The organism is Flavobacterium sp. Sr18, assembly GCF_011064265.1.
Lineage (GTDB): Bacteria > Bacteroidota > Bacteroidia > Flavobacteriales > Flavobacteriaceae > Flavobacterium > Flavobacterium petrolei.
Genome location: NZ_CP049329.1, coordinates 3093174 through 3119187 on the forward strand (window position 1 = coordinate 3093174; position 26014 = coordinate 3119187).

Here is a 26014-nt window from a genome sequence, read left to right on the forward strand (position 1 = left end):
ACACAAAATATAAAAATGGAACTTAAACTCAATAAACCAATTTGCTTTTTCGATCTTGAAACGACAGGAATTGACATCGGGAAAGATAGAATTGTAGAAATCTCAATATTCAAAGTTTTTCCAAACGGAAATAAAGAAAGCAAAACCTGGTTAGTGAATCCTACGATTCCAATTCCCGCTCAAACCACTGCTGTTCATGGTATCACCGATGAAAAAGTAGCAAATGAACCTACTTTCAATGAATTGGCGGCGCAAGTTTACAATATGATTAAAGACAGTGATTTGGCTGGATTTAATTCAGATCGTTTTGATATTCCGTTATTGGCCGAAGAAATGCTACGTGCCGGAGTAGATTTTGACATGAAAAACAGAGTTTCAGTAGATGTGCAAACTGTTTTTCATAAAATGGAAGAACGAACATTAGGTGCGGCACATAAGTTTTATTGCGGAAAAACGCTTGAAAATGCACATTCTGCAGAAGCTGATACGATGGCGACTTATGAAATTTTGAAAGCGCAACTGGACCGTTATCCGGAACTGGAAAACGACATGAAATCATTGTCAGAATTTACAACCCGAAAAAAAATTGCTGATTTTGCAGGAATGATTGCTTTTGACAAAGACAATGAAGAAATTTTTACTTTTGGAAAACACAAAGGAGTAAAAGTGGATAAAATTCTGGAAACAGAGCCCGGTTATTTCAGTTGGATTCAAAACGCTGATTTTCCATTGTATACCAAGAAAGTTTTAACGGCGATTAAACTTCGAAAACTAAATAATAAATTAAGCTAATTTTTGAATCTTTCAATCATTAAATTTTTTAATTAATAAGAAATGAAAATAATCTGCATCGGTAGAAATTATACCAACCACATAGAGGAATTGCATAATGAAAGGCCTACGGAACCCGTGGTTTTCATGAAACCGGATTCGGCTGTATTGTTGAAACAACACCCGTTTGTAATCCCGGAATTCTCGGAAGATGTGCACCACGAAATCGAGATTATTGTCAAGATAAGCAAAGTGGGTAAATACATTGAGCCTAAATTTGCACATAAATATTATGATGAAATTAGTGTCGGAATCGATTTTACCGCTCGTGATGTACAGGATAAATTAAAAGCAAAAGGGTTGCCATGGGAAAAAGCAAAAGCATTTGACGGATCGGCAGTGATAGGTGAATTTTTGCCAAAAAATCAATTTAGTTCACTAGAAAATATTAGTTTTAAATTGACCAACAATAATAAGACGGTACAAATGAGTAATTCTAGTTTTATGCTTTGGAAAATTGATGAGCTTATTTCGTATGTTTCTCAGTTTTTTACGTTAAAAATTGGCGATATTATTTTTACCGGAACTCCAGAAGGAGTCGCTGCGGTAAAACCAGATGACGTTTTAGAAGGGTTTTTAGAAGAGCATCAACTATTTAGAATACAAGTAAAATAGGCAGCAGATGCTTTCTAAAATAGATATACAATTGCTTGTATGGGTCAAATTTTGTAATTCAAATGGTGAATTTGTTTGTGTTAGAAATATCTAGGGGAAGCTTAAAAGGATTAATATTATCTTCTTAGGATTAGTACTATAAGTATGATTTGTATCAAAAATCAAACTTATTGAATAGAACAGTTAGTAAAAAATACAACTAAGAAATAGGGATCAAATAAATATTTAAATTCTTTTTTGTGAGAATAGAGTCAATTTCTAAGCTCTAGTAAAAATATTTTAATTTAGTGTTTGACATATAGTTAATCAGGTATAAATATTGTTTTAATTTTGTTAAAAATTTATTAATTTATTTTTTTTCAAAAAATAATTATTGCAAAAAATAAATTACTTTTGTCGAAATATTTCATAATCATGTGGGAATACATGAGTTAAAACAAAAATAAAATTATGAAAAACACTCTTTTAAAAGGAATTATGTTGTTGACTTTTGTCATGTTTAGTTTATCCTGCAATGCTCAATTATTTGCTGGAATTGAAATAGGAAGTAAAGGAATAAAAATGTCAGTTTTAGATGTAGATAATATCAAAAAAGGCAGCTATGTTATTAAGGGATTTTGGACTGAAAATATTGGGATTGCAAAGGGGATTGCTATCGATGGTAATTTAGCGAAAGAAGATATAGATAACGCTGCCGCAGTTGTTTTGTCAAATTACATGAAAATAAAAAAAGAGTTTAATGTTTTGGATGAGAATATTTTTATAGTTGGATCATCTGGTGTGGCTATGGCTAAAAATACTAATGAATTAATTGATAAGATAAAAACTTCCACTAACAAAGATTTAGATTTTATAGATGCGCAAACAGAAGCGAAAATGTTACTTAAAGGATGTGTACCGCCTGTTGATTATATAAATTCTATGGTATTAGACATAGGAGGAGGAAATACAAAAGGAGGTTATGTTGATGTTAGAAACGGGAATGTTTTTGTGTTTTTTCCGGTAAGTCTTAATTATGGTACCGTTACTTTAACTGAAACGGTATTGAAAAAAACAAAGGATTTAACATTGGGTGAATATAATGAAAAATCATTTGGTTTTTTACCGGTGCTAAGAAAACAAATAGACCTAATGTATGCGACTAGTCCTTTAGTTTTGGAGAAAGAAAAGGTCTTTATGTCTGGAGGAGCTGTTTGGGCTTTTTATACTCTTGTTAATGGGGCTGCGAAAAAGAATTTCAACGAGTTTAAATTAGAGAACGTAATTTACTACGACGCACTATTAAAAAACAACTTCAAAATATTTGAGGAGATGGCAAAAACTGATACGGAAGTTGAGGCAGTTCTAAAAACGTATTCACAAAAACATTTAATATCAGGTAGTAATATCCTTCAAGCTTGTTTAGAGGCATTACCAAATATTAATGATAAAAAATTATACTTTGCAAGAGAAGGAAAAGTTGCGTGGTTAGTTTCTTATATAACAGATAAATCTAAAAGAGTAAAACAGGTCTATTAATAATATTAAATTAGTTTTAATTATTTGTTTCTAAGGTGTTATAATAGGCATAATCTTACATCAGAACGTTGTGCTTCAATTTTTTTAGATTATTTTTTAATTAATTTTAATCAAAAGAAAGCACCTATAGTCGAAGGTAGATTCTTGTTGTGCTAAAGTTTTCGATTGAAATTCCTGTTTAAACGTAAAATATTTGCTTAAAACAGGAATTAGATTATTGGGATTATGTCTACGATAGCGACAAAAACTATAAATTATAGCGGTTTTAGACATGAATAATAAAATATATAATAGTTATGGGAGATGTCTTATAGCTATTTAAAAATAATACAACCATTGGATATAGGTTCGTAAAAGTCTAATAAAAAGTTTTTTTGTTAATTTTTTATGGCTTAATTGGTACTATTGTTTTAGTAAAAAACGAAATAATGAGTCCAAAATGTTTAGTTAAATGATATTTTAGAACGAATTTTAGGAAGACTACAATTATTAAGAATATAAAAAAATAATGGCTATAAATTACAACCTTTCAAAAGTGTACGCACTTTCAGACAACGATCCGGAATTTGTAAATGAAATTCTGACTTTATTTGTTACCGAAGTTCCAGATGATTTACTACAAATTAAAGAAGGAATAAAAAAGAAAGATCACAAGCACGCTTATGCGTATGCGCACAAGATAAAACCTACGCTTGATTTAATGGGTTTAAATGTGGCATTTGAGGAGATTCTTCAAATCGAAGCATGGACTAAAGCAGAAGGCAAGAAGAAAGATATCAAAGAAACTTTTAAGAGCGTAAAAAACCAAGTTAATGACGCTATCAAGGAAATAAAAAAAGATTTCGATTTGTAATACCAAGGTGTGACCACGCTTTTACTATCGTCACAGCGTGGTCAGGCTATCCGTACAAACGAAGTTCACACTCTTATGAATTTAATTAGTAGCTGAAGTAATCTCCAGAAAAAAGGGGAGTATTTTTACTTTTAGCCCTCACGCAAAAAAAACGGAATATGCTATTTTATGCATTTTCTTTTTAGATTGCTATCTCAAAAAAAACATCATAGAATAAATGAAAGCAACCATAGTTACCATTGGTGACGAAATTTTAATAGGCCAAATTGTCGATACGAATTCTGGTTTTATTGCCAAATCATTAGATAAAATTGGTGTGGAAATCAACGAAATGATTTCGATAAGTGATGACAAAAAGCACATTTTAGATACGTTTGCAGCACTTCAAAACAAAGTAGATTTAGTGATTATCACTGGTGGTTTAGGGCCAACAAAAGATGATGTAACCAAGAAGACTTTCTGCGATTATTTTGAAGATGAGTTAGTGATTGATGAAGTGGTTGAGAAGCATGTGATTGAGCTTATAGAGCGCGTGATGAATAGAACGGCATCACAAATTAATAAAGATCAGGCATTGGTTCCATCAAAATGTACGGTGCTTCACAATCAGGTGGGTACTGCGCCAGGAATGTGGATGAAAAAGGAAAATACCGTTTTTATTTCGCTTCCGGGAGTTCCTTATGAAATGAAATATTTGGTAGAAAATGAAATCATTCCAAAAGTGGTTCGGGAATACAAACGACCGTATATAATTCACAAAACAATTCTGACGTATGGACAGGGCGAAAGTCTGGTGGCGGAACGAATTGAAGACTGGGAAAACAATCTTCCTGCATTTATTAAGTTGGCTTATTTGCCTGCACCGGGAAGAGTTCGTTTGCGCCTTTCTGCCCGTGGTATCGATAAAGAAAAATTAGAAGCTGCTCTCGAAGAAAATGTAAATTCTCTAGATGCCATAATTCATGATATTATCGTTGGTTTTGATGATGATGAAACCATCGAAGTGGTAGTGGGTAAAATGCTTTTAAAACAAAACAAAACCATTTCGACTGCAGAGAGTTGTACTGGAGGGAAAATTGCGTCAATATTAACATCCGTATCAGGAGCTTCTGGATATTTTAAAGGAAGTGTTGTTTCATACGCAACCGCTGCTAAAATTGATGTTTTGGGGGTTTCTAAAAATCTTATAAACGAGTATTCTGCGGTGAGTAAAGAGGTGGTTTCAGAGATGGCTTTGAATGTAAAAAAGATGATGAAAACAGATTACGCAATTGCAACTACAGGAAATGCAGGACCATCAAAAGGAGACTCAAATGTGGAAATTGGAACGGTTTTTATTGCTTTGGCTACGCCAGATAGAATTATTGTTGAAGAATTTAATTTTGGGCAACCCCGTGAAAAAGTGATAGATAGAGCTGTAATTAAAAGTTTAGAACTGTTGCAGAAAGAAATTTTAAAAAATGTACGATAATAATGTTGGTTAATAGGTTTATTTTTCTTTTCTTTGCACCCTGATTTTGAATAACGATAAAAGATAAGTATAATGTCAAGAGTTTGTGACCTTACAGGTAAAAGAGCGATGGTAGGAAATAACGTTTCTCACGCTATGAACAAAACTAAGAGAAAATTTTCTGTAAACTTAGTTAAAAAGCGTTTTTATCTTCCAGAAGAAGATAGATGGATTACTCTAAGAGTAGCTGCATCTACGATAAAAACAATTAATAAAAATGGAATCGCTGCAGTTTTGAAAAAAGCGCAGTCAGAAGGATTTATTAAATAATCCATTCCAAAATAAAAAAATAGCAAGATGGCAAAGAAAGGTAATAGAATCCAGGTAATTTTAGAATGTACTGAGCACAAGACTACTGGTGTTGCAGGAACTTCAAGATACATTACAACAAAGAACAAAAAAAATACACCAGATAGATTAGAGATTAAAAAATTTAATCCAATCTTGAAACGTGTAACTGTTCACAAAGAAATTAAATAATAATTAAAGGTTTTAATAAAAATCTCAAATGATTAACATTTGAAAATTTTATTTAAATTTAAATAACATTTGAACCATGGCAAAGAAAACCGTAGCATCGTTACAAACAGCTTCCAAGAGATTGTCAAAAGCCATTAAAATGGTGAAATCTCCAAAAACAGGTGCATATACATTCGTAGAATCTATTATGACTCCGGAATCAGTTGATGAATTCTTGAAAAAGAAATAATCAACATTCATATTACATAGAAAAGCTACTTTCATTCGGAAGTAGCTTTTTTATTTTCTATATTTACCGTTAGAAAACGTATTGGTTCTTTGGGCTTAAATACTTCATTCTTAATACTATTTATACAATGAGTTTTTTTAAAAGAATATTTTCATCAGAAAAAAAAGAAACATTAGACAAAGGTCTTGAAAAATCAAAAATAAATTTCTTTTCGAAGTTAACCAAAGCGGTTGCCGGAAAGTCAAAAGTGGATGATGAAGTCTTGGATAATTTAGAGGAAATCTTAGTGGCCTCCGATGTTGGTGTTAATACAACCTTAAAGATTATTAAACGAATAGAAAGCCGTGTGGCTTCAGATAAATATCTTGGAATAGAAGAACTCAATCAAATTCTCAGAGAAGAAATTGCTGCTTTATTATCAGAGACAAATACAGGTGAAGCCAGTGAATTTGTAATTCCAATTCAGACGAAGCCTTATGTTTTAATGGTGGTTGGGGTAAACGGTGTTGGGAAAACAACTACCATTGGTAAGTTAGCGTATCAATTTAAAAAACAAGGTTATAATGTGGTTCTTGGTGCAGCCGATACTTTTCGAGCAGCAGCCATCGATCAGTTGCAAATTTGGGCGGATAGAGTAGGCGTTCCTATTGTTCGTCAGGATATGGGAAGTGATCCGGCTTCGGTAGCTTTTGATACCTTGCAATCAGCAGTGGCTCAAAATGCAGATATTGTTATTATTGACACCGCAGGTCGTTTACATAATAAAATTAATTTGATGAATGAATTGACCAAAGTAAAACGAGTGATGCAAAAAGTCGTTGGTGATGCACCACATGATGTGTTATTGGTTTTGGACGGATCAACCGGTCAGAATGCTTTTGAACAAGCAAAACAATTTACAGCGGCTACCGAAGTTACTTGTTTGGCTGTTACTAAACTTGACGGAACTGCAAAAGGTGGTGTGGTAATTGGAATCTCTGATCAATTTCAAATTCCTGTAAAATATATTGGTGTAGGCGAAGGAATTGAAGATCTTCAGGTTTTTAATAAATACGAGTTCGTAGATAGTTTTTTTAAGTAATATTTAGTTGATGAATTTTTCTTCTTTAAAAAATATAGCTCCAATTTATTTTTATTTAATGAGCATTATTTCTTTTGTATTAGCCAATGTTGTCCGGGATTCAAATAGGACCGTTTATTATTTTTTGATACTGATTGGCTTGGTTTTCTTTGTTTTAGGGTTCTTGAAACGTATTAAAACTAAATAGATTATTGATAGAGGGCACTAATTTTTTGCCACAAAACTTCATCAAAATCGGATAAGGCAAACGTTGGATTGTCTGGATTTGCGGCATCTCCCATTCGGATAACGACCATTTTCTTGCTTGGAATAACATAAATTTTTTGATCGTTTTTGCCTAAGGCCATATACATATCGGCTGGAGCTGTTGGTATTAAACTGCCGTTGAACTGCAATTGGCTTTGTGGCAAGTGATAACTTGCTTTTCCATTCAGCCACCATAAATAACCGTATCCTAGATTTATATTTTGTGAAGTGTTTGTTGCTTCATTGAAATAGTTTTCATTTACTATTGTATTGCTTTCCCATTTTCCTTTGTTGTAGATTAACAACCCGAAACGCGCCATGGAGCGAGTATTGCTTCCATAAACGGAATTATTGCCTAATTGAAACCAAGCACCATCCATTCCTATTTTATCTTTTAATTTGGTGTTGAAATAGGAATTCCAGGTTTGACTGCTGGCTTGAGCAATCACATCTTGCAATTTTACATATACATTATGGTACGCCCAACGTGTTCCTGCATCGGCTTTGTATTTTAGACTTGCTGGATCAACATCATCCGTGCTATCATCTAATCCGGAAGTCATATTGAGTAAATGTTTGTTTGTAATCAAGTTTTCTTTGGCTAAAGGCAAACTTGTCCAGCCGGTTCCTATGTATTGCGAAACTTTATTGTTGATGTTGATTAGGTTTTCTTGTTGTGCAATTCCTGTTACTGTAGAGGTCAGCGTTTTGCCAGCGCTTGCCCAATACCAAAAAGCAGTAGCGTCATGGCCGTTGAAATAATTTTCCATTACTATTCTGCCATTAACAAGAATGATGAAAGATTTAGAATTTTTTAGTTGTAAATAATCTAATAGCGGTTGCACGGCGGATTGCTTCCAGCCTAAGCTTGCAATAGATTTTGTTTCCCAAGTTGTGCCTGTTAATGGTGGAAAATAGAGTGATTCAGGTGTGGGAGTAGGAGTTGGTTCAGCAGTCTCGGAACTGCAGCTGCTACAAAGTAATACGATGAGGAAACTATATATTATTTTTGACATCTGGTTACTGATTTAGTTCTAATTCATTTAAGACCAAAAATATAGAAAATAGTTTAATGTGTTTCCGCTATTTTTGTTTTCTTTGAATTTAATAAGAGTAACTTTGTAGTTAGAATAGAAGTGATTTATCCCGAGTTTTCTAGCCCTGATTGCAGTGAAAATCCTTTTTAGCCGCTTTTTTTGCGGATAAAAAGATTGAAGCGAAAAGCAGGAAACAGCTCCTAAAAATAATTAGTATTATGAAAAAAACATTTAGCATTCTTTTTATAGCATTTCTTTTTCTGGCTTGTCAGCAAAAGATAACCCCAGAAGACATTTCGAAAATAAACGGGTATTGGGAAGTAGAAAAGGTTGTTTTTGATTCCATTAAGGATAAGGAATACGGGATGAATGAAGTATATGATTATTTTGAAATAAAGAATAATAAAGGGATTCGGAAGAAAGTGATGCCACAATTAGACGGTACATTTGTTGTGAATGATACGTATGAAAACGTAACGGTTCGATTTGCGGATGATAAAGTATTTTTAGATTATTCTACGCCTTATATGAAGTGGAGTGAGGAGTTGATTGCTGTATCAGCGGAAGAATTAGTACTGTTGAACAAGGAAAAAACAGAATATCATTACAAGAAAGCAACACCAATAAATTTACTGGGCGATGGCAAAACGACTAAATAATCAGAGTACGATAGGGGATGTTTTGAAACAAATTATCCAAGTGAATAAACTGCAGCCCGGAATGGATCAAATTGATGTGAAAGACGCTTGGAAAAATCTTATGGGGAACGGCGTGAACAGTTATACGAATAATGTAGTGTTGAAAGGAAGTACACTGTATGTTGAGTTAACTTCGTCTGTTTTGCGGGAAGAATTAAGTCACGGAAAGTCTAAAATCGTGGCGATGATTAATGAGGAATTAAGACGTGATGTAGTGAAAGATGTAGTTTTGCGTTAGACTTCTTAGATAGTTAGATTTTTAGAATAGATTAGATATTTTCGATTGTTAGATATTAAGTTTTTTTGAAAAAAATGATATTTTAAAAGAGCTAAAAATTAGATTAAAAGTAAAACCCGCTTCATTGAAGCGGGTTTTACTTTTAAAGAATCTAAGTAGTCTAAAAATCTGACTATCTAAGAAACTATAATTAGAACTGCTCTCTTCCAGCAAAATGGAAAGCACCTTCGATGGCTGCATTTTCATCGCTATCAGAACCGTGAACTGCATTTTCTCCAATAGAAGTTGCGTATGCTTTACGGATAGTTCCTTCAGCAGCATCAGCTGGGTTTGTAGCACCAATTAAAGTTCTGAAATCTTCAACTGCATTGTCTTTTTCTAAAATAGCAGCAACAATTGGTCCTCTTGACATGAACTCAACTAATTCACCGTAGAAAGGTCTTGCAGCGTGAACTTCGTAAAAAGCTTGTGCATCAGCAATAGTTAATTGTGTTAATTTCAAAGAAACGATTTTGAAACCTGCGTTTGTAATCATTGCAAGTATGTTTCCGATGTGTCCATTAGCAACAGCATCAGGCTTAATCATTGTAAATGTTCTATTAGTAGCCATCTTTTATTTTTTAAATTTTGTGCAAAAATAGTATTTTTTTATTGAATATTTTTACAAATTCGGCATTCAAATAACGGTTATCTGATTAAAGTACAATAATATCAAATTTATTGTCCAATGGTTTGAGCTGTTTGACTAATGTTGAGATTAGATTTTCACCAAATTCCAAATAAAATTCCGAAAAATTAGTTTGTCGTTCCTGTAAACTTTGGTTCGGGAATAACTCGTTTTGCAACTCAGTGATGCGTTGCAAAATATCACTTAATTTTCTTTTTTGTGCTTTCAGCAAACGTTTTTCCAGATTTTCTATTCCTTTTATTTGTTTGGTTTCTTGCGCTTTTACAGCTCCAAGGAAAGATTCATCAGTTTTGTTCGCTACATCATAAAGCTCCTGAAATTGTTTTTGCAATTGGATTTTTAGATGCGTTAAATCGACTGGGAAATCTGATAATTCTTTGGTTTTAGTCGTTACTAAATTTGCCTGTTTTGAAAATAAATCTGACCAATTCAATTGTAATTTATCTGCTTTTTTAGCTTGTTTTTCGGTTGCCAATAGTACAGAATTCCTAAGCAATAGGATTGGAAAAGTTACTTTTGCAGCAGCAAAAAAAGATTTTAGCTCCAACCAATAGGCAATTTCTCCGCCTCCGCCAATGTAGCAAAGATTAGGTAAAATCACTTCCTGATATAATGGACGCATAATCACATTAGGACTGAATTTTTCCGGATGATTTTCTAAAAGGGATAAAATTTCACTTTCCGAAAACTCAATTTTAGTGTGGTTTACTTTATATCTATCATTTTCAAAGATGATGCGTTCTCGTACATCATCTTCGATATAAAACAAATTGATTTCACGAGGATTCACTTGAACTGTATACTCTTTTAACTTTTCAGCAGTTTCCAAAACTAATTTATGGGAGGATTTTTGCAGCAATTCTTCTTTTACAAAAGGGATAAAGTTGCGTTTTAAGTCAGCATTATCCGCATCCAAAATAACCAAACCATATGCGCTAAAAAGCGCATTAGCCAGAAATCTAGTAGCATTGGCTAAATTATCGTGATTGAGATAGGAATCTTCAAACAGTTTTTTTAGCGTAGCTGCATTTGTACTGGAGCCTAATTCCAAAGTATATACTTCAAGAAATTCAGCTAAACCTTCAGTAGACAAGCGACCAACAGGACCTGTGCTTTCTTTGTTCCAACGGAATTTTTTACCTTTAAAGTTGAAATAATTGATTTCTTCAAAATCATGGTCTTCGGTTGCCATCCAGTAAATGGGTACAAAATTATAGGTTGGATATTTCGCTTTTAATTCGGTTGTCAAATTAATAGTCGAAATGATTTTATACAAAAAATATAAAGGTCCGCTGAACAAATTTAACTGATGTCCTGTTGTAACAGTGAACGTATTTGGATTATTTAAAGCTTCAATATTTTGTTTAGTCAAAACCGATGTTTCAACTTTTGAATATTGTTTTTCTAATGTGGAAACTAATATTTGCCTTTTATGAGTATCGTTCTCATTGAAGTTTACCTGCTTTTCTTGGATTTGTGCTTCAAAGTTCTCAAGTGTTGGAAATCGGTTGTATAAGGATTGTAAATTTGTTTTTTTTTCTAAATAATCATTCATCAAAGAAGAGAAATATCCTGAATTCTGATAGCTGATACAGTCGGTTGGCATAATGAAGTTTTATATGTTGCTAATTTACCAATAATAATTGGAACTATAATATTTGTTACTTTCGAAAAATAGTATCATTTTTATCAAAAAAAATTAACAATTATATGAAAGATAATTTAAAACAATCGAATGAAAACTCATTAAAACATGTTCTTTTTGGCAGTTTAATTGGAACCACGATAGAATTTTTTGATTTTTATATTTATGCTAATGCTGCAGTTTTAGTTTTTCCTCAATTGTTTTTTCCTTCAACAGATAGTACTAATTCAGTTTTACTGTCCCTTGCGACATTTTCAATAGCTTTTCTTTCCAGACCTTTAGGTTCTGCGGTCTTTGGTCATTATGGAGACAAAATTGGCCGTAAAACCACCTTAGTAATTGCGTTATTAACGATGGGGATTTCAACAGTTTGTATTGGTTTTTTACCAAGTTATGCCAGCATTGGTATTGCAGCTCCTTTATTATTGATGTTGTGTCGCTTTGGTCAAGGTGTTGGTTTAGGTGGCGAATGGGGAGGAGCGGTATTACTGGCTATCGAAAATGCTCCACCTAATAAGCGAGCTTGGTACGGAATGTTTCCGCAACTTGGAGCACCAATAGGTTTGCTGCTTTCGGGTGGTACTTTCTTGATTTTGACCGATACAATGACTCCCGAAGATTTTCTTGATTATGGATGGAGGATTCCGTTTATAGCGAGTTCATTATTGGTTGTCGTAGGTTTTTATATCCGATTAAAAATCACCGAAACTCCTGCTTTCGAGAACGCTAAAAAAGAGAAAGAAGAAGTTAATATCCCATTTTTTACTTTACTGATATTTTATAAAAATCAACTGATTTTTGGCACATTTGCGGCGATTACTACTTTCTTGGTTTTTTATCTTATGACAGTTTTTACACTTAGCTGGGCAACTTCTGATTTGGGTTATTCCAAAAGAGATTTTCTATTGATGCAATTGTTTTCGGTATTGTTTTTTGCACTTTTCATTCCTGTTTCGGCTTTAATTGCGGATCGTATTGGCAGAAGAAAAATGCTTATTTACGCCACAATCGCGATTGCTATTTTTGGTTTTGCATTTTCTTTTTTCTTGAATTCCGGCAGTTCAGTTCTTGTGACTTTATTTTTATGTGTTGGAATGGCTTTGATGGGATTCACATACGGTCCTTTAGGAACTTTTTTATCTGAATTGTTTCCTACAACGGTTCGTTATTCAGGAACTTCTTTGGCATTTAACTTGGCAGGAATTATTGGAGCCGCTTTTGCTCCTATGATTGCGATATGGTTAGCAACTCAGTATAGTTTGACTTATGTTGGGTTTTATTTGACCATAGCGGCTTGTATTTCTTTATTTTCATTGTTGATGGTCAGCAAAAAAGAACATAAATTTTGATAATTTGTTATCGTTTTAAACTAAAATGTCCTTTGTATTCATTTCCATCTGCTTTTGTTGCGATAAACCAATAATCATCTGATGGAAGAGCATATCCATTCATGGTTCCGTTCCAATCGTTATTTTGGATTAATTCTTTGATTAATTTTCCATAACGGTCAAATATTTTTATAGTCAAGTTGGTTTCCAAATCTGAAAATTTAATATTCCAAGTGTCGTTGAAACCGTCACCGTTTGGTGTGAAGAATTTTGGGTACATTAATAAAAAGACTTCATCTATGGCGGTGCCGCAACCATTTTTGTCTCTGACATGTATTGTATAAGCACCACTATTTAATGCATAAAATTGATTGCTGTCCTGAAAATGAGTACCATCAATTGAATATTCAAAATCGCCTGCACCGGTTACAAAAATGCTTATTGTGTTTTGATTATCGGTCCAATCCTGCGTATCTATCGAAGTAATGATGGCAATATTTGATTTTCGTACTTCAAAATTCTTTGTACTCGAGCAAGATATAGTACTGTTGTTATTAGTAGCTGTAACGGAATAATTTCCTGGATTTGTAACAAGTATCGAAGATGTTGTTGCCCCGTTTGACCATAAATAAGAATCGAAACCTGAACCGGCATTAATCGTGATTGTATTGTTTTCACAAATGGGAACAACATCTGGAATTGTTATTTTTGGTTTTGATAAAAGGGTTAGTTTTAATTCAACTATAGCGTAGCATGGTGTATTTGATTTGATACGAACGTAGATTTTGTTGTCGCCCAAAGCTAAGGTATAATTTGAAAAATTATTGATTTGAGTACCTGTCAATTGATTTTCTGCACCTAAAAAAGTCGAATAATAAGAAAAACTATATCCTGAAGTATTTGAAATCAGCTTAGAATTATAATCCGATAAATTCACTTTCTCGGAACTGTCATTCAAATCATCACAAAATAATTCAGCATAATTATTTGCGGGTAAAGTGTTTATTAGCGAAATAGTAACCGCTAGTTTATTAAGACTTTCGCAGTTGTTTTCTGTTTGCGAAGCATAATAAGTCACGCCGTCTTGTAAAGGAGTTGAACTGGACAAAAGAACTCCAAGACTATTATACCATTTTATCGCATTTCCTGAAACTACAACAGTATCTAAAATTGGATTTTGACTGGAACACAATGTTTGATTTGTATTTCCTATTGGAGCATTAGTATTTTGGATATTGATTACTATCGGAATTCTTTCGCTTTCGCAGCCATTAATAGTTTGTGAGGCGTAATAAGTGATTCCGTTTTCAAGTGGAGTTGTGTTTGATAAAAGAGTTCCATTTGTTAAAGCATCATACCATTTTATATTTTGACCCGTAATTGAAATCTCGCTTAAAGTCGCGTTTTGTTGGATACAGAAGGTTTGTGGGGGAAAATTTGAAGGTTTTACAATATTTAAAAGATTGACAAATACAGGTACTCTTTCACTTTCGCAACCATTTGAACTTTGCGATGCATAGTATAAAAAACCTGTCATTAAAGAAGTTGTAATAGGGATAGGATTTCCTCCAAGAAGAGAGTTGTACCAAGTTATATTATTCCCTGAAATTTCTAAATTGGCTAAAGTTGGGTTTGCTATATTGCATAAATTTTGCGGAGATACTGCTATGGGTCTAGTAGTTATTTTTAGACTTATTGTGACAGAAGATCGTGGACCTTCGCAATTTCCTGCTGTATTCATAGCATAATAAGTTTTACCTTCAACTAAAACTGTGTTTAATGGAAGTTCAATTAAGTTGCTTTCAGAAATGAACCATTTAATTCCGTATCCATCGACTGTAATATCGTTTATTGTTGGATTTTGCTTAGAACAAATTGTTTGATTCGCAGACTCAAATTTTGGCGGAATATCATCAATGTAGTTTGCTGTTGCATCTTTTCGTCCAGTCCAAAAATAATTAAAAAAGGATGCATCAGGCACATTTATACACTTTAAGTTGGGATTGTTTACCCAGCTATTATAATCATTCCACCAAGTCCAACTAACTGAACTTCTCAAATCTAATTCTGTTAGTTGGTTGTTATTACATCTAAGAAGTCCTAAGTTATTATTTTTTGAAACATCTAAACTTGTTATTTGGTTGTATTCACAATTTAAAAAGTTTAAAGCAGTATTTTTTGAAGTATCTAAATTAGTTAAATTATTAAAGTTGCAAATTAATGTATATAAGTTGGTGTTTTGAAAAATATTGATGTTAGTTAATTGATTATTTGAGCAATGTATTTCGTACAGTAAAGGGTTGTGAGAGAAATCTAAATTAAGTAATTTGTTGTTTATACATCTAAAATACTCTAGTTTAGTATTAGTGGTGAAATCTAAATTCATCAAATCATTGTATTCGCACGAAAATGACTTTAGTTGTATGTTATTCGAAATATCCAAGGTTGAAAGTTTATTTGTCCCGCAGGAAAAAATAGAAAGCATAGTGTTTTTTGTAACGTCTAAATTTGTCAATTGATTCTCACCACAGCTGAGAAAATTTAAATTAATTGCATTAGTGACATTAATTTCTGTTAATGAATTCTTGTATAATTGTATGGTTTCTAATAAGGGGCAGTTTGTTAGGTTTAAACTATTTAATTGGTTATGCGAAGCCGATAAGTATTTTAGTTTCGTATTTTTTGTAATATCTAAACTAGTTATGCTGTTGAAGCTACAGTTTAATTCTATTAAAGCAATATTTTTGGAAATATCTAAACTTGATAATCTATTGGAGGAACAAATTAATTTTGTTAAAGCTAAATTTTTTGAAACATCTAAACTCGTAAACAAGCTGCCATCAGTAATAGATAATTCCGTTAATTCCGTGAAATCTTCTATTCCTTTAAGGCTAACAATAAAATTTTGCCCTCCAGTGTAAAAGTCCAATTTAGTAACTGTATTTATATTTGAAGTTAATACTTTCCCATCAAAAGGACCACTGTCATAACCTTGACGAATCAAAAACCATTCGAAATTTTGATCAGGAATTAAAGTGTATTGAGAGTAAATCGCGGAAGAAAATATGAAAAATAAAAAAAGTAAAATTCGCTTCATAAGTAAGATTTATAGCCTGACAAATCTAATTAAATATCTACATAATCCCTCCAAAGTTCAAACATTAAAAATAGAAATGGCATCTCAAAAATCTTTTCCTAAAAGAACAGAATTATCCCTTATTTTTGCACAAAACAATTCCTCTTGAAAACCAAACTTTTTCTAATCACGCCGCCTTTCACCCAACTGAATACACCGTATCCGGCAACTGCATATATCAAAGGGTTTCTGAATACCAAAAACATTGAGTCTGTTCAAGCAGATTTGGGAATCGAAGTGATTTTGAAATTGTTTTCGAAAGAAGGACTTGAAAATTTGTTTAAAGTTGCAAGTTTAAAGTTTAGCGTTGGAGAAATCTCGGACAACTCGAAGCGTATTTGCGCTTTGCAAGATGAATACCTTAAAACGATAAATCTTGTTATTGCTTTCCTTCAAGGGAGAAATCCAACATTAGCGCTTCAAATTTGTCAGGAAGATTTCCTGCCGGAAGCGTCTCGGTTTGCACAATTGGAAGAATTGGATTGGGCTTTTGGAACTATGGGAACACAGGATAAAGCGAAGCATTTAGCGACTTTGTATCTCGAAGATATTTCTGATTTTATTGTGGAATGTGTCGATTCTAATTTTGGTTTTAGCCGCTATGCGGAACGTTTGGGACGAAGTGCTAATTCTTTTGACGAATTGTACGAAGCCTTACAACAAGAGCCAACGTATATTGATACCATTCTTCTTTCTATTTTAAAAGAACGAATCGAAACCATTCAACCTACATTATTCTTGATTTCTGTTCCGTTTCCAGGGAATTTATATTCGGCTTTTCGTTCCGCACAATGGGTGAAAAAGCATCATCCAAATATTAAGATTTCAATGGGAGGTGGTTTTCCAAATACCGAATTGCGTTCGCTTTCGGATGCTCGCGTTTTTGAGTTTTTCGATTTTATTACGTTGGATGATGGCGAAATGCCAATTGAAGAATTAATTTCCAATATTGAAAATAAAGATTATAATTCCTATAAACGAACTTTTCTGCTGGAAGGCACGGAAGTAGTTTACAAAAACAATTCCGTAAAACACGATTACAAACAATCGCAAGTGGGAACTCCCGATTATTCGGATTTGCTTTTGGATAAATACATTTCGGTTATCGAAATTGTAAATCCAATGCACCGAATGTGGAGTGACGGACGTTGGAATAAACTCACCATGGCGCACGGTTGCTATTGGGGAAAATGTACTTTTTGTGATATTTCTTTGGATTATATCAAAATTTACGAACCCGTTGCAGCCAATTTATTGTGCGACCGAATGGAGGAAATGATTGCCCAAACAGGCGAGAACGGATTTCATTTTGTAGATGAAGCGGCACCTCCGGCTTTGATGCGCGCTCTAGCTCTCGAAATCCTTCGCAGGAAATTAGCGGTTACATGGTGGACTAACATTCGATTTGAAAAAAGTTTTACCAAAGATTTATGTTTGCTTCTAAAAGCTTCCGGTTGTATCGCCGTTTCTGGTGGACTGGAAGTGGCTTCGGATCGCTTATTGAAACTGATTGACAAAGGCGTAACAGTGGAACAAGTTGCAAAAGTTACTCGAAATTTTTCCGAAGCAGGCGTAATGGTTCATGCGTATTTGATGTACGGTTATCCTACACAAACCATTCAGGAAACGGTGGACAGTCTCGAAATGGTGCGTCAATTGTTTGAAGTTGGTGTGTTACAATCTGGATTTTGGCATCAGTTTGCGATGACTGCGCACAGTCCAGTAGGCTTGTATCCAGAGAGATTTGGTGTGATAAAAGAAACCGAAGCAATTGGAACTTTTGCTAATAACGATATTAATTATACCGACTCAACAGGAATCGATCATGATAAATTCAGTTTTGGACTCAAGAAATCCTTGTTCAATTTCATGCACGGAATATGTTTTGATTATGAACTGCAGGATTGGTTCGAGTTTAAAATTCCAAAGACTAAAATTTCACCTGATTTTATTTTTGACGCTTTACAAGAAGACGAGGATTTCAACATCAAGCCTACAGCCAAAATCGTTTGGTTAGGCGGAAAACCATTTGTGGAACATTTCACGAAATCCAAAAAAGGAAATTCCTGGGAGATGATGAGTTTGACTTTTCATGATAAAAAAGAAAGTTTCAATATTCAAACTAATAAAAATGAAGGAGAATGGTTGGTAGAAATGCTACAAAAAATTTCTGTTTCGAATGCTAAAATTTATAATTACCAAGAAATTAAAGCTGATTTCGAAATACAATTGGAAGATTTTGAATTGTTTTGGTATTCAAAGCCAATTAAAACCCTTAGAGAGTTTGGATTATTAGTCTTGTAAATTTATTTCATATAACTATATCTATTTAGCATAAAATTTAATTTTAGGTTTACGAAAACGTTTTCTTTTACTTATTTTTACGATTCTAAAATAGAAACAAATGAGTATTGGTTATAAAGTTAATGTAAACGACACTTTTCATTTTGATTTGGAAAAGGAAAGTGTTTCACAACTGGATGCAGTGCGTGTGGAAACGAATAAATTCCATGTTTTACACGAAAACACTCCTTTTCAAGCGGAAATCATCGCTTCTGATTTTCTTCAAAAAAACTACACCGTCAAGGTAAACAACAACACGTATACCGTTGCTATTTCAAATCCTTTGGATATTTTAATCAAAGAAATGGGATTCGAAACAGGACTTGCCAAACAAGTCAATTTTATCAAAGCACCTATGCCCGGATTGATTCTGGAAATCAGTGTTGTGGTGGGGCAGGAGGTAAAAGAAAACGATAATTTAATTATTCTGGGAGCGATGAAAATGGAAAATAGTTTCCTTTCTCCGCGCGATGGTATTATCAAATCGATTTCGGTTGCGATGGGAGATGCCGTTGATAAAGGACAGTTGTTAATTGAATTCGAGTAACGAGAAAAAGTAAGAAGTAAGAAGAAAGAACCAAGAAAATAGTTAGATATAATTTATCTTGATTCTATCAGCGAAGCGGTCTCACTTCTTTTATCTATTTAAAATATGAAAAAAATATTAGTTGCCAATAGAGGGGAAATCGCTATCAGGGTGATGAAAACCGCACAAAAAATGGGCATAAAAACCGTAGCAGTTTATTCAACTGCCGACAGAAATGCACCGCACGTAAAATTTGCTGATGAAGCCGTTTGGATTGGAGAAGCACCTTCGAGTCAATCGTATTTGTTAGGAAGTAAAATCATAGAGGTTGCTAAATCTTTAAACGTGGATGCTATTCATCCCGGTTATGGTTTCCTGAGTGAAAATGCAGATTTTGCTGAAGAAGCCGAAAAAAACAACATCATTTTTATTGGTCCAAAGTCAAAAGCGATAAAAATCATGGGAAGTAAATTAGCGGCCAAAGAAGCTGTTAAGCAATACAATATTCCAATGGTTCCCGGTTTTGACAAAGCCATTACGGATGTTGAAAAAGCAAAAGTCATTGCCAAGGAAGTTGGTTTTCCAATACTGATTAAAGCTTCAGCAGGTGGTGGAGGAAAAGGAATGCGTGTGGTAGAAAGCGAAGCTGATTTCGAATCTCAAATGGATCGCGCTATTAGTGAAGCGATTGCTGCTTTTGGAGACGGTTCCGTTTTTATCGAAAAATATGTGGGTTCACCAAGACATATCGAAATTCAAATTATGGCAGACAGTCACGGTAATGTACTGTATTTATTCGAAAGAGAATGCAGTATCCAGCGTCGTCACCAAAAAGTGATAGAAGAAGCTCCTTCTTCCGTTTTAACACCGGAATTGCGTAAAAAAATGGGTGAAGCGGCCGTTTTGGTTGCTAAATCCTGTGATTATTTAGGAGCTGGAACTGTTGAATTTTTATTGGATGAAAATAACAATTTCTATTTTCTAGAGATGAATACGCGTTTGCAGGTGGAACATCCAGTTACGGAATGGATTACCGGTACCGATTTGGTCGAACTCCAAATCAGAGTGGCCAGAGGTGAAGAATTGGCAATCAAACAAGAAGACTTGAAAATAAAAGGACACGCGATGGAATTGCGTGTGTATGCCGAAGATCCTATGAATGATTTCTTGCCTAGTGTGGGTCATTTGGATGTCTATCAATTGCCTGTTGGCGAAGGAATTCGTGTGGATAACGGTTTTGAGCAAGGTATGGATATTCCTATTTATTATGATCCAATGTTGGCCAAATTAATCACATATGGAGAAACTCGCGAGGAAGCGATTCAAATTATGATTAAGGCCATTGAAGATTATCATGTGGAAGGCGTGCAGACAACATTGCCTTTTGGGAAATTTGTTTTTGAACATGAGGCGTTTCGTTCCGGAAAATTTGACACGCATTTTGTAAAGAATTACTACAGTGCCGCAATGTTAAAAAATCAAATAGCGCAAGAAGCCGAAATCGCTGCGAAGGTCGCTTTGAAACAATATTTTGAAGATCAAAAAATCGTACGCTTACTAAATTAAACAATGATTTTAAAAAAAAATTAGCGGATTAGCGGTTAAAAAAAGAATAGTATGAAAGACAAAATAGATACATTAAATCATAAAATTGCCGAAGCTCATTTAGGTGGAGGTAAAAACAGAATAGCAAAACAACATTCGAATAAAAAACTGACGGCAAGAGAACGTGTCAATTATTTGATGGACGAAGGTTCTTTTGAAGAAATTGGGATGTTGGTGACGCACCGAACATCTGATTTTGGAATGGAAAAAGAACTGTATTACGGCGATGGAGTCATTACCGGATACGGAACCATAAATGGGCGATTGGTTTATATTTTTGCTCAGGATTTTACCGTTTTTGGTGGTTCGTTATCCGAAACTCATGCTGAGAAAATCTGTAAAGTGATGGATATGGCGGTCAAAATGGGAGCGCCCATGATTGGACTGAATGATTCTGGTGGAGCACGTATTCAGGAAGGTGTTCGTTCTTTGGGTGGTTATGCCGATATTTTTTACAGAAACGTACAAGCCAGCGGTGTGATTCCGCAAATCTCTGCTATTATGGGACCCTGCGCCGGTGGAGCCGTGTATTCTCCAGCCATGACTGATTTTACCATGATGGTTGAAGATACCAGTTATATGTTCGTTACTGGTCCAAATGTGGTGAAAACAGTAACTAATGAAACCGTGACTTCGGAGGAATTGGGTGGTGCAAGTTCGCATTCCACTAAATCGGGTGTGGCGCATATTACTTCTACCAATGATGTGGAGTGTCTGGAAGATTTGAAACGCTTGTTGAGCTATTTGCCACAGAGTAACAAAGAAAAAGCACATAATTTACCTTATGAACTGAATGACGAAGTTCGGGCCAAATTAGCGACTATTATTCCTGATAATCCCAACAAACCGTATGATATGCATGAGGTGATTGGTGGAATTATTGACGAGGATTCCTTTTATGAAATTCATAAAAATTATGCCGAAAATATCCTTGTAGGTTTTGCTCTATTAGGAGGAAAAAGCATCGGAATTATAGCCAACCAACCGATGATTTTAGCTGGCTGTCTGGATGTGAACAGTTCGAAAAAAGCGGCAAGATTTACCCGTTTTTGCGATTGTTTTAATATTCCGTTATTAGTTTTGGTGGATGTACCGGGATTTTTGCCGGGAACCGATCAAGAGTGGAATGGGATTATCGTTCACGGAGCTAAACTGTTATATGCTTTAAGCGAAGCAACAGTTCCGAGAGTAACTGTAATTACGCGTAAAGCTTATGGTGGCGCGTATGATGTAATGAATTCGAAACACATTGGTGCCGACATGAATTTTGCTTGGCCAACTGCCGAAATTGCAGTGATGGGAGCCAAAGGTGCCTCAGAAATTATCTTTAAAAAAGAAATTAGCGAAGCCGAAGATCATGAAGCAAAACTCTTGGAAAAAGAAGCAGAATATGCTGATTTGTTTGCGAATCCGTACACTGCAGCACAACGTGGTTTTGTAGATGAGGTAATCTTACCGCAAGACACCCGACGCAAATTGATAAAAGCGTTTAGTATGCTCGAAAATAAAGAAAGCATTACTCCTAATAGAAAACACGGAAATATTCCTTTGTAGCATTTTATAAGAATTGAAAAACCACCTGATGAAGGTGGTTTTTTTGTGTATTGCAATGCCTATTAATGCAAACTAACCACTTTTGTGATAGTCCAGATATTATTATTGTTTTTCCAAAAAATGATAAATTTACTGGAATGAGAAAACATTCCTTCTTTGTCCGTATTGTTATGAAATTTATGAAGTCCCATTTCAATGGCTCCAAAATCTTTTATGGGATAAACCTCAATGCTTCCTTTGACTACTTCCCGGGTCACTTTACCACAGATATTATTTTTAGTCCCATCAATTAAGTCTTGCTTAACTGTCATTAAGCCTCCTTTATCATGGTAAAATTCGATATTGTCAGAATATATGGCAGCTTGTTTATCTAAATTACAAGTGTTATATGCTTGAAAAAAAGTACTGTCCATTACAACTATGGTGTTGTATAATTCAAGATTATCTGGAACGTATTTATATTCCGTTTCTTTTAAAACTTTTTTTTGGGAGAAACAGGCTGAATAAGTAATTATTAATATTAAAAAAAGAGGATAATTATTTTTTTTCATAATGTGATTTGTTTAGAGGAAATAAAACTGAATTTAAAAGCTAAAATATATAAATTAAGACTTGTTAAATATTTTATTTGAAAATTCATTTGCAAATTTTGTCACTTCATCCCAATCAGTATATTCATAATCCTGTGAGGTATCCGTTGCGCCGCCTTCTTTTTTAGAAATCATTTTCATGACGAGGCGTTTGAAATAATCATATTCAGTGTATTTCAAGGCGCCTGCAACTTGGGTAGTCATCAAAGGCTTCCAGCCGGTTTGTTCCAGAAAATGAGTTGTTATTTTTTGAACTTCTCGTTGTTCATCCTCAAGACCAGATGCCGCAGCAAGCGATACTGAGAAAAAAGCACTTGGCATTTGATTTAAATGAGCAACATGTTTTTTAATATAATGCTTTACGGATGATTGGTATTTGTGCATGTGTATGGAAGAACCAATTAAAACTGCATCGTATCCATTTGTTGACGGTGTTTCGGCGGTGGTGTCAGCAATTGTTACTTGGTTTCCGGAATCCTGTAAAATAACTTCGATGAAGTGGGCAATTTTTCGGGTTTGCCCTTCTGTAGTACCATAAAGAATAAGTATTTTCATGATTTTTGTTTTTAAATTAAATAGAATTAACACTAATAATGAAACATATAACAATTTGATTTAAAGGATAATATGTTTTTTTGGAAGATTAAATTTATAAATTTAATTTCGAATAATTACTAATTTTAAATTAAATCGGAGATGCTAAAACGAACTTCCAAAAGCAGGAAACGATTTAATGATTTTGTTTACATGTGCTTTTAAATCTTCAGTTTAGTGTTGGTAAGAGAAATGCTTTTTCTAGATTTTGGAATAATTATCAATTGGAATTGAGGTTGAAAGGAAACAAAGTTTAAAAAACAAATAATGCGATAAAAACTTCAATGCCCGCTACTAGGTAAATCTTGAAGTAAAGTATAGCCAAATTACGTTATGGAATATTATATCTGAATAATTAATCGTGTTGGTGATAAACTACATTTGTTTGAACGGTTGGCTTTTTTTATGATAAAAAAGTTTATCTTGCGCCTGCAAAAAAAAGTGACATATCCTACAAAATTATGTGTAAGGTTTTTAGAATCTATTTTTGACTTGTACTAATTTTTATGAACAGATTGTGTAGCCTAAATACTTATTTTAAATTATTGTTGTTGATTGCTTCAACGACAGTTTTCTTTTTTTTACTATACACGTCACTCTATATTTATACCCTTAAGGAAGAAGAGCGCTTTTATAAAACTACCTATGAGCAATATGATAGAGAAATAAGATCGTTGTTCAGACTTAACTCTAAAACGCCAACGGCAACAATTATCGATGTTACGTTTTGGGATGCACTAGTCAATTTCACAAAATCTAAGGATGAAAACTGGTACAATCATTTTATAGCAAGTGAATTTGAATCCTATGAAATGGATTATATAGGAATTTATGATTTGGACCGGAATTTAATAAATAAGACCACATCAAGCAGGATTAAAAGTTTTGATTTTATTCCAAAAGAGATGATGGCCGTGCTTTATAAATCTAAACTTAAAAAATTTTATTTGAAAATTCCTGAAGGTATCGTTGAGGTTTTTGCCGCAACAATTCATCCTTCGGGAGATCCAAAAAAACGTAAAACAAAACCATCAGGCTATTTCTTTATGGCCAGACTTTTAGATGAAACTTTTTCGTCTTCATTAGGTAATATAAGCAGCTCTAAAGTTAAATTGATTGCTGCCGATTATGTGGTGAATCCCGAGGTTGATTTTGTTGTTGTACTTTTGGATTTAAAAGATTGGAAAAATAAAGTGGTAAGTAAATTCCTTTTTAAAAGACCCTTTAATTTAAATTACAACAAAACAAAAGAAATTCTTTTTATAGTTGTTGTGGCCTCGATAATAAACATGCTTATTTTTATTTATTACACTAAAAAATGGGTTTACAATCCTTTAAAGTTAATCAAGAATATCTTGGAAACTGGAAATGTTGAGTCGATAAATAGTTTAAGAAAATCCAAAGGGGAGTTTGGTTATATTGGAAATCTTTTTGAAGAAAATAATAACCAAAGGCAGCAATTAGAAATCGCCAAGCAAAAAGCAGAGGAAAGTGATACGTTAAAATCATCATTCTTAGCTAATTTATCGCATGAAATCAGAACTCCTATGAATGCCATTATGGGTTTTAGTGATTTATTGACGGATGCTAATCTGACAGAAAATGAGAAAGCCGAATATTTGAAAATCATCAGAAATAGCGGAAGTAGTTTGGTTTCAATAATTGAGGATTTAATTGAAATGTCCAGAATTGATGCTAAGCAAATCACGCCAAATTACAAAGGCTTAGAATTAGAAAAATGTATGGCCGATTTGCATAAGTCTATTAAAATAACGATTCCAAAAGAAAAAGAAATTGAGTTTTTTGTAGTAGAAAGTGCAGATAAAAACCCAAAAAACATCTTAACTGATGAAACAAAACTGAAACAGATTATTGTAAATTTAGTAACAAACGCAGTAAAATTTACCGAAAAAGGTTTCGTGTCTTTTGGATATGAAATAAATAAAGAAAAAGAAGTTGTAGTCTTTACGATTCAAGATTCTGGTTTAGGAATTAGCCAGGATTACTCAAAAGTAATCTTTGACAGATTCAGAAGAATTGAAGATAACGCGAGTACCGAAATGAAAGGATTAGGACTTGGTCTGTCCATCACTAAGGCATATGTTGAAATGTTGGGCGGAGAAATAAGTGTAAAATCGACTATGGGGATTGGATCTGTTTTTACATTTACTATACCCTTAAAGTATGATCAAACTGTAGTAGAAAGTACGCCAAGAAAAAAAATATCTTTTTCTGGGAATTATGAGAATAAAATTATTTTGATAGCAGAAGATGATAATATCAATTTCTTATTGCTAAAGAAAATTATTGAATCAAAAAATCACACTGTTTTACGAGCATTTAATGGTCAGGAAGCTGTTACTATATGTGCTGAAAATCCGGATATTAGTTTAGTTTTTATGGATATAAAAATGCCGGTCTTAAACGGTTTTGAAGCATTTGCGCAGATAAAAGTATTTAAACCAGAACTTCCCGTTATTGCCCAAACGGCTTATTCATCCTTTGAAGACAGAGAGCGAATCATGCAATTTGGTTTTATGGACTACATCACAAAACCATTGGATAAAGAAAAAATATTCGAATTGTTGGACATTATCTTTATGGAAATCAATTCATCAAATTTAAAACAATAGCTACTTAAGATTCCTGATTTACGTACTTTTGATTAT

Annotated in this window: 23 protein-coding genes; 17 read left to right on the forward strand and 6 right to left on the reverse strand. The window is 33.7% G+C overall.

Annotation, left to right across the window (positions count from 1 at the left end; translation table 11 throughout):
• Positions 1-15 precede the first annotated feature (15 nt).
• The 9 genes from G7A72_RS13805 to ftsY all read left to right on the forward strand — a co-directional run bounded on the left by G7A72_RS13805 (position 16) and on the right by ftsY (position 7117).
• Positions 16-792 carry a 3'-5' exonuclease gene (locus G7A72_RS13805; RefSeq protein ID WP_113666230.1) on the forward strand — a complete coding sequence of 259 codons (777 nt, stop codon included), beginning with the start codon at positions 16-18 and terminating at the stop codon, positions 790-792.
• 42 nt (positions 793-834) lie between these two features.
• Positions 835-1446, forward strand: a complete 612-nt coding sequence (locus G7A72_RS13810; protein WP_165152872.1) for a fumarylacetoacetate hydrolase family protein — start codon at positions 835-837, stop codon at positions 1444-1446.
• Between the two features lie 450 nt (positions 1447-1896).
• Positions 1897-2964, forward strand: a complete 1068-nt coding sequence (locus G7A72_RS13815) for a Ppx/GppA phosphatase family protein (protein WP_165152873.1) — start codon at positions 1897-1899, stop codon at positions 2962-2964.
• Between the two features lie 508 nt (positions 2965-3472).
• Entirely contained in the window at positions 3473-3817 is a 345-nt protein-coding gene (locus tag G7A72_RS13820; RefSeq protein ID WP_113666227.1) for an Hpt domain-containing protein, read from the forward strand.
• Positions 3818-4034: 217 nt separating this feature from the next.
• Entirely contained in the window at positions 4035-5288 is a 1254-nt protein-coding gene (locus tag G7A72_RS13825; protein ID WP_165152874.1) for a CinA family nicotinamide mononucleotide deamidase-related protein, read from the forward strand.
• A gap of 72 nt (positions 5289-5360) precedes the next feature.
• Positions 5361-5597: a 50S ribosomal protein L28 gene (gene rpmB, locus G7A72_RS13830; RefSeq protein ID WP_024980263.1), complete on the forward strand. Its 237-nt coding sequence runs from the start codon at positions 5361-5363 to the stop codon at positions 5595-5597.
• A 27-nt stretch (positions 5598-5624) separates the two neighbouring features.
• The gene (gene rpmG / locus G7A72_RS13835; protein ID WP_007805817.1) at positions 5625-5807 is read left to right on the forward strand and encodes a 50S ribosomal protein L33; all 183 of its coding nucleotides are present in this window, start codon (positions 5625-5627) and stop codon (positions 5805-5807) included.
• A 76-nt stretch (positions 5808-5883) separates the two neighbouring features.
• Positions 5884-6036, forward strand: coding sequence for a DUF4295 domain-containing protein (locus tag G7A72_RS13840; RefSeq protein ID WP_072987107.1), 153 nt, complete (start codon positions 5884-5886; stop codon positions 6034-6036).
• A 127-nt stretch (positions 6037-6163) separates the two neighbouring features.
• The gene (gene ftsY, locus G7A72_RS13845; RefSeq protein WP_165152875.1) at positions 6164-7117 is read left to right on the forward strand and encodes a signal recognition particle-docking protein FtsY; all 954 of its coding nucleotides are present in this window, start codon (positions 6164-6166) and stop codon (positions 7115-7117) included.
• A gap of 188 nt (positions 7118-7305) precedes the next feature.
• Here the strand turns inward: ftsY and G7A72_RS13850 are convergent, their stop codons facing one another.
• Positions 7306-8379, reverse strand: a complete 1074-nt coding sequence (locus G7A72_RS13850) for a serine hydrolase (protein WP_165152876.1) — start codon at positions 8377-8379, stop codon at positions 7306-7308.
• 239 nt (positions 8380-8618) lie between these two features.
• On the opposite strand from G7A72_RS13850, the gene G7A72_RS13855 reads away from it, so the two are divergent.
• Both G7A72_RS13855 and G7A72_RS13860 read left to right on the forward strand, forming a co-directional pair.
• Positions 8619-9059, forward strand: coding sequence for a hypothetical protein (locus tag G7A72_RS13855; RefSeq protein WP_165152877.1), 441 nt, complete (start codon positions 8619-8621; stop codon positions 9057-9059).
• Entirely contained in the window at positions 9040-9336 is a 297-nt protein-coding gene (locus G7A72_RS13860; protein ID WP_073355171.1) for a DUF721 domain-containing protein, read from the forward strand. Before G7A72_RS13855 ends, G7A72_RS13860 begins: the two co-directional genes overlap by 20 nt.
• Positions 9337-9526: 190 nt before the next feature.
• Here the strand turns inward: G7A72_RS13860 and G7A72_RS13865 are convergent, their stop codons facing one another.
• Both G7A72_RS13865 and bshC read right to left on the reverse strand, forming a co-directional pair.
• Positions 9527-9946, reverse strand: coding sequence for a nucleoside-diphosphate kinase (locus tag G7A72_RS13865; RefSeq protein WP_121924310.1), 420 nt, complete (start codon positions 9944-9946; stop codon positions 9527-9529).
• Positions 9947-10031: 85 nt separating this feature from the next.
• Positions 10032-11630, reverse strand: coding sequence for a bacillithiol biosynthesis cysteine-adding enzyme BshC (bshC, locus tag G7A72_RS13870; RefSeq protein ID WP_165152878.1), 1599 nt, complete (start codon positions 11628-11630; stop codon positions 10032-10034).
• Between the two features lie 104 nt (positions 11631-11734).
• Between bshC and G7A72_RS13875 the strand changes: the two genes are divergently transcribed.
• Complete coding sequence (locus G7A72_RS13875; RefSeq protein ID WP_165152879.1) at positions 11735-13018, forward strand: MFS transporter; 1284 nt, start codon at positions 11735-11737, stop codon at positions 13016-13018.
• A gap of 7 nt (positions 13019-13025) precedes the next feature.
• On the opposite strand, the gene G7A72_RS13880 is transcribed toward G7A72_RS13875, so the two are convergent.
• The gene (locus G7A72_RS13880) at positions 13026-16094 is read right to left on the reverse strand and encodes a T9SS type B sorting domain-containing protein (protein WP_165152880.1); all 3069 of its coding nucleotides are present in this window, start codon (positions 16092-16094) and stop codon (positions 13026-13028) included.
• A gap of 144 nt (positions 16095-16238) precedes the next feature.
• Here G7A72_RS13880 and G7A72_RS13885 point away from each other — a divergent pair, with 144 nt between their 5' ends.
• The 4 genes from G7A72_RS13885 to G7A72_RS13900 all read left to right on the forward strand — a co-directional run bounded on the left by G7A72_RS13885 (position 16239) and on the right by G7A72_RS13900 (position 22161).
• Entirely contained in the window at positions 16239-18437 is a 2199-nt protein-coding gene (locus G7A72_RS13885; protein ID WP_165152881.1) for a radical SAM protein, read from the forward strand.
• Positions 18438-18537: 100 nt separating this feature from the next.
• Positions 18538-19023: an acetyl-CoA carboxylase biotin carboxyl carrier protein subunit gene (locus G7A72_RS13890; RefSeq protein ID WP_113666217.1), complete on the forward strand. Its 486-nt coding sequence runs from the start codon at positions 18538-18540 to the stop codon at positions 19021-19023.
• Positions 19024-19128: 105 nt separating this feature from the next.
• Positions 19129-20568, forward strand: a complete 1440-nt coding sequence (gene accC, locus G7A72_RS13895; RefSeq protein ID WP_165152882.1) for an acetyl-CoA carboxylase biotin carboxylase subunit — start codon at positions 19129-19131, stop codon at positions 20566-20568.
• Positions 20569-20619: 51 nt separating this feature from the next.
• The gene (locus G7A72_RS13900; protein ID WP_165152883.1) at positions 20620-22161 is read left to right on the forward strand and encodes an acyl-CoA carboxylase subunit beta; all 1542 of its coding nucleotides are present in this window, start codon (positions 20620-20622) and stop codon (positions 22159-22161) included.
• A gap of 62 nt (positions 22162-22223) precedes the next feature.
• On the opposite strand, the gene G7A72_RS13905 is transcribed toward G7A72_RS13900, so the two are convergent.
• Together G7A72_RS13905 and hemG are read right to left on the reverse strand one after the other, a co-directional pair.
• A complete protein-coding gene (locus tag G7A72_RS13905; RefSeq protein WP_241258518.1) occupies positions 22224-22712 on the reverse strand; it encodes a nuclear transport factor 2 family protein in 489 nt (162 codons plus the stop codon).
• Positions 22713-22766: 54 nt separating this feature from the next.
• A complete protein-coding gene (hemG, locus tag G7A72_RS13910; protein WP_165152884.1) occupies positions 22767-23306 on the reverse strand; it encodes a menaquinone-dependent protoporphyrinogen IX dehydrogenase in 540 nt (179 codons plus the stop codon).
• 545 nt (positions 23307-23851) lie between these two features.
• On the opposite strand from hemG, the gene G7A72_RS13915 reads away from it, so the two are divergent.
• Positions 23852-25978 carry an ATP-binding protein gene (locus G7A72_RS13915; RefSeq protein ID WP_165152885.1) on the forward strand — a complete coding sequence of 709 codons (2127 nt, stop codon included), beginning with the start codon at positions 23852-23854 and terminating at the stop codon, positions 25976-25978.
• Positions 25979-26014 lie beyond the last annotated feature (36 nt).